Annotated in this window: 13 protein-coding genes; 7 read left to right on the top strand and 6 right to left on the bottom strand. The window is 69.3% G+C overall.

The window, feature by feature from the left end:
- Positions 1 to 80 precede the first annotated feature (80 nt).
- From hypF to dop, 4 genes are all read left to right on the top strand, one after another.
- Positions 81 to 2,336 carry a carbamoyltransferase HypF gene (gene hypF, locus AB0I81_RS49740; protein ID WP_360673897.1) on the top strand — a complete coding sequence of 752 codons (2,256 nt, stop codon included), beginning with the start codon at positions 81 to 83 and terminating at the stop codon, positions 2,334 to 2,336.
- A gap of 31 nt (positions 2,337 to 2,367) precedes the next feature.
- On the top strand, positions 2,368 to 3,615 hold the full coding sequence (locus AB0I81_RS49735) for a pyridoxal-phosphate dependent enzyme (RefSeq protein ID WP_360673895.1): 1,248 nt from the start codon (positions 2,368 to 2,370) through the stop codon (positions 3,613 to 3,615).
- 67 nt (positions 3,616 to 3,682) lie between these two features.
- Positions 3,683 to 4,780, top strand: a complete 1,098-nt coding sequence (locus AB0I81_RS49730) for an acyltransferase (protein ID WP_360673892.1) — start codon at positions 3,683 to 3,685, stop codon at positions 4,778 to 4,780.
- A gap of 86 nt (positions 4,781 to 4,866) precedes the next feature.
- The gene (gene dop, locus AB0I81_RS49725; RefSeq protein ID WP_360673889.1) at positions 4,867 to 6,381 is read left to right on the top strand and encodes a depupylase/deamidase Dop; all 1,515 of its coding nucleotides are present in this window, start codon (positions 4,867 to 4,869) and stop codon (positions 6,379 to 6,381) included.
- 30 nt (positions 6,382 to 6,411) lie between these two features.
- On the opposite strand, the gene AB0I81_RS49720 is transcribed toward dop, so the two are convergent.
- On the bottom strand, positions 6,412 to 6,816 hold the full coding sequence (locus AB0I81_RS49720; protein ID WP_360673886.1) for a hypothetical protein: 405 nt from the start codon (positions 6,814 to 6,816) through the stop codon (positions 6,412 to 6,414).
- 145 nt (positions 6,817 to 6,961) lie between these two features.
- On the opposite strand from AB0I81_RS49720, the gene AB0I81_RS49715 reads away from it, so the two are divergent.
- A complete protein-coding gene (locus AB0I81_RS49715) occupies positions 6,962 to 7,171 on the top strand; it encodes a ubiquitin-like protein Pup (protein ID WP_360673883.1) in 210 nt (69 codons plus the stop codon).
- Between the two features lie 344 nt (positions 7,172 to 7,515).
- Entirely contained in the window at positions 7,516 to 8,205 is a 690-nt protein-coding gene (locus AB0I81_RS49710; protein ID WP_360673880.1) for an endonuclease domain-containing protein, read from the top strand.
- Positions 8,206 to 8,213: 8 nt separating this feature from the next.
- Here the strand turns inward: AB0I81_RS49710 and AB0I81_RS49705 are convergent, their stop codons facing one another.
- The 5 genes from AB0I81_RS49705 to AB0I81_RS49685 are packed head-to-tail and all read right to left on the bottom strand — an operon-like array spanning position 8,214 to position 13,530.
- Positions 8,214 to 9,275, bottom strand: coding sequence for a DNA polymerase IV (locus tag AB0I81_RS49705; protein WP_360673877.1), 1,062 nt, complete (start codon positions 9,273 to 9,275; stop codon positions 8,214 to 8,216).
- Between the two features lie 27 nt (positions 9,276 to 9,302).
- Positions 9,303 to 10,361 carry an ABC transporter ATP-binding protein gene (locus tag AB0I81_RS49700; protein ID WP_360673874.1) on the bottom strand — a complete coding sequence of 353 codons (1,059 nt, stop codon included), beginning with the start codon at positions 10,359 to 10,361 and terminating at the stop codon, positions 9,303 to 9,305.
- A 52-nt stretch (positions 10,362 to 10,413) separates the two neighbouring features.
- Positions 10,414 to 11,232 (bottom strand): ABC transporter permease subunit, encoded by an 819-nt coding sequence (locus tag AB0I81_RS49695; RefSeq protein WP_360673871.1) that lies wholly within the window; start codon positions 11,230 to 11,232, stop codon positions 10,414 to 10,416.
- Positions 11,229 to 12,155 (bottom strand): sugar ABC transporter permease, encoded by a 927-nt coding sequence (locus AB0I81_RS49690; protein WP_360673868.1) that lies wholly within the window; start codon positions 12,153 to 12,155, stop codon positions 11,229 to 11,231. The genes AB0I81_RS49695 and AB0I81_RS49690 overlap by 4 nt, the downstream gene beginning before the upstream one ends.
- Positions 12,130 to 13,530, bottom strand: coding sequence for an extracellular solute-binding protein (locus tag AB0I81_RS49685; protein ID WP_360673865.1), 1,401 nt, complete (start codon positions 13,528 to 13,530; stop codon positions 12,130 to 12,132). The genes AB0I81_RS49690 and AB0I81_RS49685 overlap by 26 nt, the downstream gene beginning before the upstream one ends.
- A gap of 218 nt (positions 13,531 to 13,748) precedes the next feature.
- On the opposite strand from AB0I81_RS49685, the gene prcB reads away from it, so the two are divergent.
- Positions 13,749 to 14,597: a proteasome subunit beta gene (gene prcB, locus AB0I81_RS49680; protein ID WP_360673863.1), complete on the top strand. Its 849-nt coding sequence runs from the start codon at positions 13,749 to 13,751 to the stop codon at positions 14,595 to 14,597.
- The last annotated feature ends 17 nt before the right edge of the window (positions 14,598 to 14,614 follow it).

Raw genomic sequence — 14,614 nt, 5'->3', positions numbered from 1 at the left:
GCGCCCAAGCTCCCCACACAACCCCCGGCGACACGGCCGATACGCATGCACGCCACCCCGATCAGGCGCACACTGGCCCTGTGACCACGCTCAAACGAGTAGACGTGCACATCGAAGGCATCGTCCAAGGGGTCGGGTTCCGCCCCTTCGTCTACTCCCTCGCCAGCCGGCTGGGCCTGGCCGGGCGGGTGCACAACGACGTCTACGGCGTGCACATCGAGGTCGAGGGAGCCCTCGCCGGCGTCGAGGAGTTCCTGACCGCCCTCGAACGCGACGCGCCCGCCCTATCCGAGATCGAACGCGTCACCGTCGTCAGCGCCGCGCCCGCCGGCCACAGCGGCTTCACCATCGCCGCCAGCGACCTCGCCGGCCCCCGCCGCGCCCTCGTCTCCGCCGACGGCGCCACCTGCGAGGACTGCCTGCGCGAACTGGCCGACCCCGCCGACCGCCGGCACCGCTACCCGTTCATCAACTGCACCAACTGCGGCCCACGCTTCACCATCGTCCGCGGCGTCCCCTACGACCGGCCGTTCACCACCATGGCCACCTTCGGCATGTGCGAGGACTGCGCCCGCGAATACCACGACCCCGGCGACCGCCGCTTCCACGCCCAGCCCGCCTGCTGCCCCGCCTGCGGACCCCGGCTGCGGCTGCTCGACGCCCGCGGCACCGAACTGTGCGGCGACCCCATCGCCTGCGCCGCCACCCTGCTGCGCGCCGGGCGCGTCGTCGCCGTCAAGGGCCTGGGCGGCTACCACCTCGCCGTCGCCGCCCACGACGAGCAGGCCGCCGCCGCCCTGCGCGGACGCAAACACCGCGAGGACAAGCCGTTCGCCGTCATGGCCGCCGACCTCGCCCAGGCCCGCCTGCTGTGCGAGATCGACGACGCGGCCGCCGCGCTGCTCACCAGCCGCGCCCGGCCCATCGTGCTGCTGCCCCGCCACGCGGGAGCACCCGTCGCCACCGCCGTCGCACCCGGCAACCGCAGCCTCGGCCTCATGCTGCCCTACACGCCCCTGCACCACCTCCTGCTGGCCGAACTCGCCCAGCCCATGGTCCTGACCAGCGGCAACGTCAGCGACGAACCCATCGCCTACGAAGACGCCGACGCCCTGACCCGCCTCGGCGGCATCGCCGACGCCTTCCTCACCCACGACCGCCCCATCCACACCCGCACCGACGACTCCGTCGTACGGCCCATGGCCGGCGAGGTCACCGTGCTGCGCCGGGCCCGCGGCTACGCCCCCGAACCGCTCACCCTGCGCGCCACCGCGCCCAGAGCCGTGCTCGCCTGCGGCGCCGAACTGAAGAGCACCTTCTGCCTGGCGCGCGGGCGGCGCGCCTTCGTCTCCCCGCACATCGGCGACCTGGAGAACCACGACACGCTGCGCTCCTACGTCGAAGGCATCGACCACTACTGCGGCCTGTTCGACCTGCGCCCCGAGATCGTCGCCCACGACCTGCACCCCGGATACCTCTCCACCAGGCACGCCCTGGAGATCCACGGCGTCGAACACATCGCCGTCCAGCACCACCACGCCCACATCGCCTCCTGCCTGGCCGACAACGGCGACCCAGGACCCGTGATCGGCGTCGCCTTCGACGGGCTCGGCCACGGCACCGACGGCACCCTGTGGGGCGGCGAGTTCCTCCGCGCCGACCTGGCCTCCTACGAACGCCTCGGCCACCTCGCCCAGGTCCCCATGCCCGGCGGCGCCGCCGCGATCAGGCAGCCGTGGCGCATGGCCGCCGCCTACCTGGGCGACGACCACCCCGGCCTGGCCGTGGCGGCGCGCAACGCCGGACGCTGGGACGAGGTGCTCAAGCTCGCCTCCGGCGACCCGGGATCGCCCCTCACCTCCAGCGCAGGACGCCTGTTCGACGCGGTCTCGTCGCTGCTCGGCATACGCGACAAGATCACGTACGAGGGGCAGGCGGCCATCGAGCTCGAACAACACGCCGACCCCGCCGAGACCGGCTGCTACCCCGCCGCCATCACCATCCCCGGACCCCTCGTCCTGCACGGCGGCGACCTGGTCCGGGCCGCCGCCGACGACCTGGCCGCCGGCGTGCCCACCGGCGTCATCGCCGGCCGCTTCCACAACGGCGTCGCCGCCGCCATCACCCGCGCCTGCGTCGCGCTCAGGCAGGACACCGGGCTGAGCGCCGTGGCCCTGTCGGGCGGGGTCTTTCAGAACGTGCTGCTGCTCGAACGCACCGTGCGGCGGCTGCGCGCGGCCGGGTTCCGGGTGCTGCGGCACGTACGGGTGCCGCCCAACGACGGCGGCATCAGCCTGGGCCAGGCCGCCGTCGCCGCCGCCCGCGACCGCGCGTAGATCCCGCGGGACCCGGCAGATCCTGCCTAGCATGGCGATCATGGAGTACCTCAATCCGGCCAGGGCCCCGTACACCGCGCGGGACCGCGCGCTCATCGGGGTCGAACACGCCCTTCAGGCCCGCGCCCGCTTCGCCCGGCATCCCCGCTACCGGCCCACGCCCGTGCACGTCGTCGAAGGACTGGGCGGGGCCGGGGCGGCGTACATCAAGGACGAGAGCGGGCGCATGGGTCTGGGGAGCTTCAAGGCGCTCGGCGGCGCGTACGCCGTGCACCTGCTCGCCGAACGCGACGGCGGGTATGCGTCTGGCGGGGAGGGGCACGGTGGGGAGGGGCACGCCGGCGCGCCCTTCGTCTGTGCCAGCGCCGGCAACCACGGCATCTCCGTCGCCGCCGGCGCGGCCGAGGTCGGCGCGCCCTGCGTCGTCTACCTCAGCCGGACCGTCCCCGAGGCGTTCGCGCAGCGGCTGCGCGACCTCGGCGCCGAGGTGCGGCGCAGCGGGCAGGACTACGAGGAGAGCATGGCGGCCGCCCTGGCCGCCTCCCAGCGGCACGGCTGGCGGCTCGTGGCCGACAGCTCATGGGACGGCTACACCGACGTCCCCCTGGACGTCATGCGCGGCTACGGCGTCCTGCTCGACGAACTCGCCGACCCCGGCGCGCCACCGCCCCCAGAGCACCCCACAGGCCCGCCGAAGCCTCCCCACGGCGGCCCGCCCGACCCGCCCGGCACTTCCGGAGCCGCTCCTGGAGGTGCTCCCGGAGGGGAGTCGCCGGGCGGAGCAGAGGGCCGGACAGAGGGAGGTGCGGGAGGCGTGTTCGGGAGGGTGGGGCCCACGCACGTGTTCGTCCAGGCGGGCGTCGGCGGGCTGGCCGCCGCGGCCGCCGGGTACGTGCGCGACCGCTGGGGCGAGCAACCCAAGATCGTCGTCGTCGAGCCGGAAGGCGCGCCCTGCCTCCTCGAGAGCGCCCGCGCCGGCCGGCCCGTTCGCGTCGACCGCGGCAGCACCACCCTCGGCCGCCTCGACTGCCGCGAACCCTCACTCCTGGCCCACCGCCTCCTGCACCACCTCGCCGACCTCTACCTCACCATCACCGACGAGCAGGCCGCCGGCGCCGCCCGCCTGCTCGCCACCCACGGCGTGAACCTCTCCGACTGCGGAGCCGCCGGAGCCGCCGGGCTGCTCGCCCTCGACGACCCGGGCCGAGCCGCGCTCACCCTCGACGACGCCTCACGCGTGTTGCTCGTGGGAACAGAGGGAACAGTGGAACCAAAGTGATCACTGTGACGTCAAAGATGGCGTGCAACGACCGAACCGGCCCAGACACGCCCGAGGAGACGGCCGGTTGGCCGAACTCGACCTGCTGCGCTTCCTCGCCGCCTTAGCCGTCGTCGCCTTCCACTACCTGGTGGCCTACGCCTCCGTGTGGGGCGAGCGGCCAGCCGAGCTGTTCCCGGCGCTGGCGCCCATCGCGGGGCTCGGCATCTTGGGCGTCGAGCTGTTCTTCATCATCAGCGGCTTCGTCATCCTGATGACCGTGTGGGGCCGCGGGCTCGGCGCCTTCGCACGATCCCGGCTGGTCCGGCTCTATCCCGCGTACTGGCTCAGCCTCGCCGCCGTCGCCGCCCTCTACGGCCTCACCGGCGCCAAAGCCCTCAACCCAAAACTTTCCCCAGGCGACTACCTGCTGAACGCCACCATGTTCCAGCGGCTGTTCAAGGTCACCGACGCCAGCGGCGTCTACTGGTCACTCTGGGCAGAACTCCGCTTCTACCTGCTGATCGCCATCCTCGTCATCGTGGGCGTCACCCACGGGCGCGTCCTGGCCTTCTGCGGCATCTGGCTGGCCGCCGCCCTCGGCGTCAAACTGCTCGAAGGGTACGAGGTCTTCGAGAGCGAACTCCTGCGCGAGATCGTCATGCCCGACTACGCCCCCTACTTCGTCGCGGGCATGGCCCTCTACCTCGTGCACAAACACGGCGGCCACTGGCTGCCCTGGCTCTACGTCGCCGCCTCCTACGGGCTTTCCCTCGACTCCGCCCTCTCCCGCGTGGCCCGGCGCGTGGACGCGGCAGGGTTCAAGAACATGCCCGTCACCGACCTCGGCGTGATCATCGCCCTCACGCTGATCTTCGTCCTGATGGCCCTGGTCGCACTCGGCGCCCTGCGGCTCAAACCCTCCAGGACGCTCACGGCCCTCGGCGGCACCACATACCCGCTTTACCTCTTCCATAGCGTCATCGCGGTGGCCCTCATCCCGCTGCTCACCGGCGCCCTGCCCGCCTGGGCCGTCGCCACCGTCACGACACTGGTGGCGATTCTCGTGTCGTATCTCGTCTACTCCTTTGCCGAACGTCCCATCCAGCGGCTACTCAAGCCCCGCAGAGGCACACAAACCCCAACAACTCCCGCCGTACAGATGGAAAAGACGTCGGTGCCATAACTCTGTGGCCCTGGGGCACTGTGAAGGGCATAGGCTCGGGCATATAAACGGCGGATAGACAGACCCGGACGAACAGAGGGTGTTGCATGACGGTGCGTCGGGTGATGGGCATCGAGACCGAGTACGGCATCTCCGTACCCGGCCAGCCAGGCGCCAACGCGATGGTGACCTCCTCACAGGTCGTGAACGCCTACCTGGCCGCCTCGGCGGCCCGCGCGCGCAGAGCACGATGGGACTTCGAGGAGGAGAACCCGCTCCGCGACGCGCGCGGCTTCGACCTGGCCAGAGAGGTGGCCGACCCCAGCCAGCTCACCGATGAGGACCTCGGCCTCGCCAACGTCATCCTCACCAACGGAGCCAGGCTCTACGTCGACCACGCCCACCCCGAATACAGCTCGCCCGAATGCACCAACCCCCGGGCGGCCGTCATCTGGGACAAAGCCGGCGAGAGGGTGATGTACGACGCCGCCACCCGCGCGTCCGCCATCCCCTCCAACGCCCCCATCCAGCTCTACAAGAACAACACCGACGCCAAGGGCGCCTCCTACGGCTGCCACGAGAACTACCTGATGCGGCGCGCCACCCCCTTCGCCGACATCGTCAGGCACCTGACCCCCTTCTTCGTCTCCCGTCAGGTCGTCACCGGCGCCGGCAAGGTCGGCATCGGCCAGGACTCCCGCGGCGAAGGCTTCCAGATCAGCCAGCGCGCCGACTTCTTCGAAGTCGAGGTCGGGCTCGAGACCACACTCAAGCGGCCCATCATCAACACGCGCGACGAGCCGCACGCCGACCCGGAGAAATACCGGCGCCTGCACGTGATCATCGGCGACGCCAACATGTCCGAGATCTCCACCTACCTGAAGCTCGGCTCCACGGCGCTCGTGCTCGCCATGATCGAAGAGGGCTTCCTCAGCCGCGACCTCGCCGTCGAGAACCCCGTACAGGCGCTCAGGGCCGTCTCCCACGACCCCAGCTGCCGCTACGAGATCCCCATGCGCGACGGCCGCAAGCTCACCGCCATCCAGCTCCAGATGGAATACCTCGAACAGGCCCGCAAATACGTCGAAGAACGCGGCACCGCCCAGGACGAGATGAACAAGGACATCCTCGACCGCTGGGAATCCGTGCTCACCCGCCTCGCCGAAGACCCCATGCAGCTCTCCCGCGAACTCGACTGGGTCGCCAAACTCGAACTCCTCGAGGGCTACCGCAGCCGCGACGGCCTCGCCTGGTCCCACCCCCGGCTCCAGCTCGTCGACCTGCAATACTCCGACATCCGCCCCGACCGCGGCCTCTACAACCGCCTCGTCGCCCGCGGACGCATGCAACGGCTCGTCACCGAGGAAGACGTCCAGCGCGCCGTCGAACACCCGCCCACCGACACCCGCGCCTACTTCCGCGGCCGATGCCTGCGCCAATACAGCGAATCCGTCGCCGCCGCCTCCTGGGACTCCGTCATCTTCGACATCCCCGGCCGCGAATCACTCCAGCGGGTACCCACCCTCGAACCACTGCGCGGCACCAAGGCCCACGTCGGAGAGCTCTTCGACCGCTGCCACACCGCCGCCGACCTCGTCGCGGCCCTCACCGGCGGCGACTAGCGCCACCCCTTTCCGGGGATCGGCCCGCCATCACAGCAGGCCGATCCCCAGCGTCAGCGTGCCCACCGCCAACGACGCGCCGCCCGCCACCGTGAGCCAGATCAGCCTGCTCGGCCTGGTGTCGCCCGGGCGCACCACCGACAGGAAGAAACCCAGCGGCATCAGGATCGGGGCCGCGACTATCAGGGTCCTCGACAGGGCCTTCAGCGTGTCCGGCAGCGACGACTGGTCGATGTACAACATCGCGACCAGAGCGAACAGCACCAGGACGCCTGCGTGGGCGTGGCCCGCGCGCCACAGGGCGCGGCGGGTCGGGTTGTCCAGGTAGCCCGGGACGTTCTTCATCAGGAACGAGAGCAGCGACACGCCGCCGAACGCCACCAGCGGGACTGTGATGAGGAGCACACCTGCCGTGCTCAGGGACGAAGGGGACATCTCAACCTCCTGTGGGTACGGGGGTTCAGTATTGGATAGGAGCGTTATCTAGTCAACCCGGCAAGATCGCTATGCGTTCGGCGCGAAATGTCGGCTCGTTCGGGGAAGATATGCCTAGAGGCAGTCCCCCAAGCGGAGGTAGGACATGGCTACGAAGGACACCGGCGGGCAGAAGCAGGCCGGGCGGCGCGAGAACGAGGTCGAGGAGACCGAGGCTTCGGCGGCGCCGGACGTGCAGGAGCGGCAGGAGAAGCTCACTGACGATGTCGACGCAATCCTGGACGAAATCGACGAAGTTCTCGAAGAGAACGCAGAGGAATTCGTGAGGTCATACGTCCAGAAAGGCGGAGAATGAGGGGCGAATCGGACATCTGAAGGAGAGGTCGGGTGGATTCGTTGGATGGGGTTAAGCGCTGTCCGGACTGCGGCGATCTTAAGGTGGTTGCTGAGTTTGGGCTTAATAAGCGCATGCCCGATGGGCGGGCGCGGTATTGCAAGGCCTGCTTTCGTCTGCGGTCCACTCAGAGTTACCGCAAGCGGATGGCTGGGCAAGGGAAAAGCGTTCGTGAAGTGGTTCCCGTCCCAGAAGGGGCTAAATACTGTCCTCGCTGTAAGGAGGTAAAGTCGGTCGAGGAGTTCGGGAGTAATCGATCGAACAAGTCTGGGCTGACTGCTTACTGTAAGGCGTGTCACATTGTCGTGACGCGGGAGAACAAGATCAAGAATTTCGGTACTGAGCGGAACTACATGCTTCAGTACCGGTATGGCATCACCGAGGAGGACTTTGCGCGCATGCTCGCCCAGCAGGGCGGGCTCTGCGCCATCTGCCAGGTCGTTCCGGGGACGTTCGTCGATCACTGTCACCGGAGCGGGCAGGTTCGGGGGATTCTCTGTTTCAACTGCAACAACGGGCTCGGGCATTTCGGTGACAACACGGTGTTGCTGGAGCTGGCCGCGCTTTATCTGGGTGGTGATGTGCTCTGGCCGGAGTTCGTGGTGCTGCCGGAGGCGCGTGGTGAGTCGGCGGTTGCGCCTACGCGGAATTATCACCTGGCGCAGCGTTATCGCGTCCGCCATGAGGATGTCGAGCGAATGATCTTGGCCCAGCACGGTTTGTGCGTGGTGTGCTGGGATCGGCCGCCCGAGCATGTGGACCACTGCCACCAGAGCGGAGATGTGCGGTTCGCGTTGTGTTTGCCGTGCAATTCCGGGATCGGGCAGTTCCGGGATGACGCCGGGGTGGTGTGGCGGGCGTTTCAGTACATAGAGGCGAGCCTCAAGGAGGAGTACGAGGAGTCTCTGGTTTCGGATGCGGAGCTGGAGGAGTTGGTGCGGGCCGAGGAGGAGCTTCGTTCGGAGTTCTATCGGAGCGTGTCCCGGGTCGGCTGAGGGTGGTTCTACTTCTTGGGCATGGTGTATTCGATGGCCACGCCCAGGAGGCGGATCGGGTGGGTGAGGTCGTGGCGGGCGAGGATGGCCAGGGCCGTGCGGGTGATGGTGGCGGGGTCCGTGGTGGGTGTGTCGAGTTTCTGCTGCTTGGTGCGGGTCAGGAATGGTGTGGTGCGGACCTTGACGGAGACGCGGGTGATGTCGCGGCCGGCTTCGATGGCGTCCTGGGTGAGGTGTTCGGCCAGGGCGGTGATGTGGGGGATGGCGTCGGCGGGGTCGGTGAGGTCGTGGGTGAAGGTGGTTTCGCGGCTGTGGCCGCGGGCGATCCATGGGGTGGTGACGACTTCGGCTTCGCCTTTGCCGTGGGCGAGGTAGCGGTACCAGGGGCCGTTGGTGGGGCCGAAGTGGCGGGCGAGTTCCGCGGGGTCGGCGGCGGCGAGCTGGGCGACGGTGTGCAGGCCGAGGGCGGCGAGTTTCGCTGAGATTCTGGCGCCGATGCCCCAGAGGGCGTCGGTGGGGCGTTCGTTCATGGTCTCGGCCCAGTTGGCGCTGGTGAGGCGGTGGATTCCGGCGGGTTTGGCGAAGCCGGAGGCGAGTTTGGCCTGGTGTTTGTTGTCGCCGATGCCGATGGAGCAGTCGAGGTGGGTGCGTTCGCGTACGGCGTGCTGGAGTTCTGTGGCGAGGGTTTCGGGGTCGTCGGTGGTGGCGCCGAGGAAGGCTTCGTCCCAGCCCCAGATCTCGAGGCGGACGGGGAATTCGCGCAGGACGGCCATGACGCGTTCCGAGGCGGCCTCGTAGGCGGGCGGGTCGCTGGGCAGGAAGACGGCGTCGGGGCAGCGTCGCAGGGCGGTGCGCAGCGGCATGCCGGAGTGGATGCCGTGGGCGCGGGCCTCGTAGGTGGCGGTGGCGGCGACGGTGCGCGGCTGGGTGGGGTCGCCTGAGCCGCCGACGACGACGGGTCTGCCGCGCAGTTCGGGGTGGCGCAGGAGTTCGACGGCGGCGATGAACTGGTCGAGGTCCAGGTGGAGGATCCAGTCCCTGGTGGGTGCGTTCGCGGACGTGGGCTCCATGGTGACCAGTATGGCGGGAGGTCCTGTTCAGAGGGTGGTGAGCAGCGTGTCGCCGTGGTAGAGGAGGGCGCGGCGGGGGACGGCCCAGGCGGGGGTGCCGAGGGGTGGTTCGTCGCCTTCGGGGACGACGAGCTGGATGAGGGCGCGGGGGGTTTCGAGGGTGACGAGGGTGTGGGTGCCGAGGTTCTCCATGACGGAGATGGTGCCGGGGAAGGCGTCGGGGCGTTCGGTGGCGGACAGGTCCATGTATTCGGGGCGTACGCCGTAGGTGAGGTCGCCGGGGGTGTCGAGGGCGGCGAGGGGCGGTGGGAGGGGGAGGGTGGCGCCGGCGACGTGCAGGGCGGTGGGGGTGTGGCGGGCGGGCAGGAGGTTCATGGGGGTGGAGCCGATGAAGGCGGCGACGAACGTGGTGGCGGGGCGGTGGAAGATGTCGGCGGGGGTGCCGATCTGGATCATGCGGCCGGCGGACATGACGGCGATGCGGTCGGCGAGTGCGAGGGCTTCCGCCTGGTCGTGGGTGACGAAGACGGTGGTGACGGCGAGTTCGCGCTGCAGGCGTTTGAGGAAGGTACGGGCTTCGAGGCGCAGGCGGGCGTCCAGGTTGGACAGGGGTTCGTCGAAGAGGAAGGCGGTGGGGTGGCAGGCGATGGCGCGGGCGAGGGCGACGCGTTGTTGCTGGCCGCCGGAGAGTTCGGCGGGGCGGCGGCGCAGGAGTTCGGTGAGGCTGAGGCGGGCGGCGACGTCGGCGGCCTTGGCGGCGCGTTCGCGGCGGGGGACCTTCCTGATGCGCAGGGGGTAGGCGATGTTGGCGGTGACGTCCATGTGGGGGAAGATCGCGTAGTCCTGGAAGACCATGGCGAGGTCGCGTTGTCCCGGTGGGAGGGTGGTGACGTCGGCGTCGTCGATGTGGACGCGGCCGGCGGTGGGGGTTTCGAGGCCGGCGATGGTGCGCAGGAGGGTGGTCTTGCCGCAGCCGGAGGGGCCGAGCAGGGCGAAGAACTCGCCGTCGGCGATGGTGAGGCGGATGTCGTCGAGGGCGTGGACTCCGCCGGGGAACACCTTGGTGAGGCCGTGCAGGGAGATCACGTGGCCTCCTTCGCCGGCCACGTGATCAGGATGGTGCCCTCGGCGGGCTCGGTCATGCCTTGATCCCTCCGTGGAAGCGGAAGCCGTAGCGGTGGGAGACGAACAGGTACATGGCGACGACGGGCAGGGAGTACAGCAGGGAGAAGGTGGAGATGAGGTCGAGCTTGGGCGCGCCGCCTTCGGTGTAGAGGGTGTAGAGGATGACGGAGCCGGGGGCCTTGGCGGGGTCTCTGAGCAGGATGAACTGGAACAGGAAGCCGCCCCAGACGCTGGCCATGGCCCAGACGGCGATGGTGGCCAGGCCGGGGCGGACGAGGGGGACGACGATGTGGCGCAGGATCTGCAGGGGGGTGGCGCCGAAGACGCGGGCGGACTCCTCGTAGGAGGTGGGGGTCTCGTCCATGAAGTCTTTGAGTATGAAGATGGCGGCGGGCAGGAGGCCGCCGGAGACGACGAGGATGACGCCGAGGTGGGTGTCGATGAGGTCGAGCCGGGTGGCGAGTTCGAAGATGGGCACCATGGCGGCGGTGCCGGTGACGACGGAGGACATCAGCAGGAGCAGGTAGAGCAGGGCGTCGCGGCCGGGTACGCGCACGCGTGACAGGGCGTAGGCGGCGAGCGCGGCCAGGACGACGACGAGGGCGGCGGCGCCTCCGCCCTGGATGAGGGAGTTGCGGATGGAGCCGAGCGCGTAGGGGTTGTCGAGGATGGCGGCGAAGTTGCGCAGCGTGAAGTCGGGGATGGAGGTGGTGATGGCGGGGGTGTCGTCGAAGGGGGCGCTGGCCAGCCAGAGCATGGGCAGGGTGAAGAAGGCCAGGACGACGGCGATGAAGAGGGTGGCGGTGAGCCTGCCGATGGTGTGCCGGATCATGCGGGGGTTCCTCCGGCCGCCGCGGTGTCCCGGTAGCGGCTCCGGCCGCGCAGCAGCCGCAGGTACGCCAGCGCGACGATGAGGTTGATCAGCAGGATGAGGAAGGAGATGGCGGCTCCGACGCCGAGCTGGCCGTCTCTGAGCGCGACGCGGTAGACGTACACGGGCAGGATTTCCGAGCGGCCTTCGGGGCCGCCGCCGGTGAGGACGAACGGCGTGAAGTCGTTGAACGTCCACATGCTGATGAGCAGCAGGTTCGTCAGGATGTGGCGGCGGATACGGGGCAGGACGACGTCGCGCAGCTGCCGGGGGACGCTGGCGCCGGCCAGGCGGGCGGTTTCGAGGTGGGAGGGCGGGACGTTCTCCAGTGCGGCGCCGTAGAGCATCATGGAGAACGCGGTGCCGCGCCAGACGTTGAACACGATGATCGACAGCAGCGGGTGGTCGAGGAGCCAGGCGAAGCCGGGGGTGTTCAGCAGCGCGTTGAGGGTGCCGTCGTCGCGGTCGAGCAGGGCGTACCAGAGGAATCCGACGACGGTGCCGGGCAGGATCCAGGACAGCAGGACGACGCCTTCGACGGCGCGGCGCACGGGGCCGGCGCGGGTGCGCAGGATCCAGGCGAGGGCGAAGCCGAGTCCGGCCTGGCCGATGATGGCCGAGCCGCCGACGTAGGCGATGGTCAGCCACAGGGAGTACTGGAAGCGGGGGTCGGTCAGGGCGCCGGCGTAGTTGTCGGCGCCGACGATCCGCGGGTTGGCGGCGGCCAGGCCGGTGAGGCGGTAGTCGGTGAGGCCGAGGTAGATGGTCCACAGGGCGGGGAAGATGAGGAAGACGGCGATGAGGGTGACGGCGGGCAGGACGAACGCGACGGCCCTGCCCTTGCCGAGCCCGGCGGCGTCAGCCGGCGATGTTGGCCGCGCCACCGACGAGTCCCTCCAGCTTGCCGCGGTAGGCGGCGGCGGCCTCGGCGGGGCTCTTGCCGCTGACGACGGCGGCGGTGGCCTCCTGCAGCGCGGTGGACACCTGCGGGTAGACGGCCAGGCCGGGGCGGTAGGCGGTGATGGGGAGCACTTCGTCGGCGACGTACTTGAGCATGGGATCGACGGTGAGCACCTGGTCGTTGACGTCGCTGCGGGCGCTGATGCGGGCCTGGCCCGCGAGTTGTGACTTGGTGGCCTCGGGGGAGTGCATGAAGGCGAGCAGGTCCCAGGCGAGCTTGGGGTTCTTGGAGAAGGGGTTGAGCACGCGTACGGCGCCGCCTGACATGCTGACGTAATCCTGGCCGCGGATGCCGGCGCCGGGTTGCCTGGCGGGGATCCTGGCGTAGCCGACGGCTTCGTTGCGGTCCCGCATGGGGGCGACGCCGGTGCGGGGTTCGACGACGGCGCGCCAGAAGTAGTCGCTCTCCGCGAGGATGCCGATCTTCCCGTCGGCGAACTGGGCGAAGGACTTGTCGCGGCCCTTGGCCTCCTGCTGGAGTTTGGGGTCGCCGAGGCCGCTGCCGCCGTAGATCTGCCGGTAGAGGCCGAGTACGTCCTTCATGGCCTGGGAGTCGCCGGTCCATTTGCCGCCGGCGTAGATCTCGGCTCCTGCGCCGGCGAGCAGGGGCAGGACGCCCTGCATGGTGGTGGCCTCGCCCATGGCGGTGCCGGCGTTGAGCTGGATGGGGGTGGGCACGCCGGCGGCCTTGAGCTTGGTGCCGGCGTCGATGATGGCCTGCCAGCTGGTGGGCTGCCAGTTGTCGGGCAGGCCGGCCTTTCTGAACAGGGTCTTGTTGTAGAACAGGACGCGGCCGTCGGTGCCCTGGGGCAGGCCGTACTTCTTGCCGTCGAAGATGCCCAGCCCCTGTACGGCCTGCGGGATCCTGGCCCAGCCCTCCCACTGCTCGACGGCGGCGCCGCCGATCTCGGTGAGCGGTTTGAGGTAGCCGGCCTGGGCGAACTCGCCGACCCAGATGCCATCGGCGTCGATGACGTCGGCGCCGGTCCTGGACTTGAGGTCGAGCGCGATCTTGGTCTTGTACTGCTCGTCGTCGACGCCGCTGGGCTGGAACTGCACGGTGACGTCGGGGTGGGTCTTCTCGAACTCGGGGATCACCCACTGCTTGATCCATTGGGCGGTCTCGGCGTTCTTGCCGCCTTCGATGGAGTTCGCCGCGATGGTGAGGGTGATGCCGTCCTGCGGGGTGTTCCCGCCGCTGCCGCAGGAGGTGAGGGCGAGCACGGCGATGGCCGCCGTCACCGCGGGTCCTCTGTGCCGTACGGGACGTCGCCAGGGGTGCCGCGTGGGGAGTCGCATGGCCGGCCCCTCCCGTTCGGGACGTGCGGACACCTTGACGATGGCATGGGCGGTGGCGGGCGTAAAGAATCCATCTGGACACGGACCTTCCACACCTTCGGCGCCTTTCCGGCGACCCAGATGAGGTGGTTCGCCGTGAGCTGATCGTGGGAAGTGCAGACAGCAACGCAACATGAGTAGGGTCGCCCTAGGAACACTGAACGTTTGGAGGGAGTCGCGTGGCATCGCACAGGGATCTGCCCGCCGGCTTGGTGAACCAGATTTTCCGCAACACCGGAAATTCCTCGTTCACGGAGTTCGTCAGCTCGTATGCGCCGGAATTGTTGCCGCGGCGGGATGAGGTGCTGGCCACCCCGATCGGCGACCAGGTTCCGCACGCGACCACGATCGTGGCCGCCACCTTCGCCGGCGGTGTGATCATGGCGGGCGACCGCCGGGCGACGTCGGGCAACATCATCTCGCAGCGTGACGTGGAGAAGGTGTTCCGCGCCGACGACTATTCGTGCATGGGCATCGCGGGCACGGCCAGCACGGGCCTGGAGTTCGCCCGTCTCTACCGGGTGGAGCTGGAGCACTACGAGAAGGTCGAGGGCCGGCAGATGTCGGTCCAGGGCAAGGCCAACCGGCTGGCCAACATGATCAGGGGCAACCTGGCCATGGCGATGCAGGGGCTGGTGGTGGTGCCCATGTTCGCCGCCTACGACCCGGACAAGGACGAGGGCCGCATCTTCAGCTACGACGTGGCGGGCGGGCCGTACGAGCGGGACAGGTACGACGCGATCGGCTCCGGCTCGATCTTCGCGCGCGGGTCGCTCAAGAAGCTCTACCGCGACGGTTCGTCGGCCGACGACATGGCGATGACGCTGATCCAGGCCCTGTACGACGCCGCCGACGACGACTCGGCGACCGGCGGGCCCGATGTGACCAGGAAGATCTGGCCCATCGTGTCGGTGATCGACGCCGACGGCTTCCGCCGGCTGGGTGAGGAGCAGGTCTCCGGTTACGTGGAGCAGATGCTCGAGGCCCGCATGATCTCGCCCGACGGCCCCATCGCCCCGCTGCGCTAGAAAGGACCACCACACGT

The sequence above is a fragment of the Nonomuraea sp. NPDC050404 genome (genome assembly GCF_040655495.1).
Lineage (GTDB): Bacteria > Actinomycetota > Actinomycetes > Streptosporangiales > Streptosporangiaceae > Nonomuraea.
Note: the sequence above shows the minus strand (reverse complement) of the source record. Positions and strands in the feature narration are given on the sequence as shown.

Bases quoted from the DNA above. Each gene is read 5' to 3' on its own strand.
- AB0I81_RS49735 (WP_360673895.1), top strand. From the start codon at position 2,368: ATGGCGATCATGGAGTACCTCAATCCGGCCAGGGCCCCGTACACCGCG.
- dop (WP_360673889.1), top strand. From the start codon at position 4,867: ATGACGGTGCGTCGGGTGATGGGCATCGAGACCGAGTACGGCATCTCC.
- AB0I81_RS49720 (WP_360673886.1), bottom strand. From the start codon at position 6,816: ATGTCCCCTTCGTCCCTGAGCACGGCAGGTGTGCTCCTCATCACAGTC.
- AB0I81_RS49715 (WP_360673883.1), top strand. From the start codon at position 6,962: ATGGCTACGAAGGACACCGGCGGGCAGAAGCAGGCCGGGCGGCGCGAG.
- AB0I81_RS49705 (WP_360673877.1), bottom strand. From the start codon at position 9,275: ATGGAGCCCACGTCCGCGAACGCACCCACCAGGGACTGGATCCTCCAC.
- AB0I81_RS49695 (WP_360673871.1), bottom strand. From the start codon at position 11,232: ATGATCCGGCACACCATCGGCAGGCTCACCGCCACCCTCTTCATCGCC.
- AB0I81_RS49685 (WP_360673865.1), bottom strand. From the start codon at position 13,530: ATGCGACTCCCCACGCGGCACCCCTGGCGACGTCCCGTACGGCACAGA.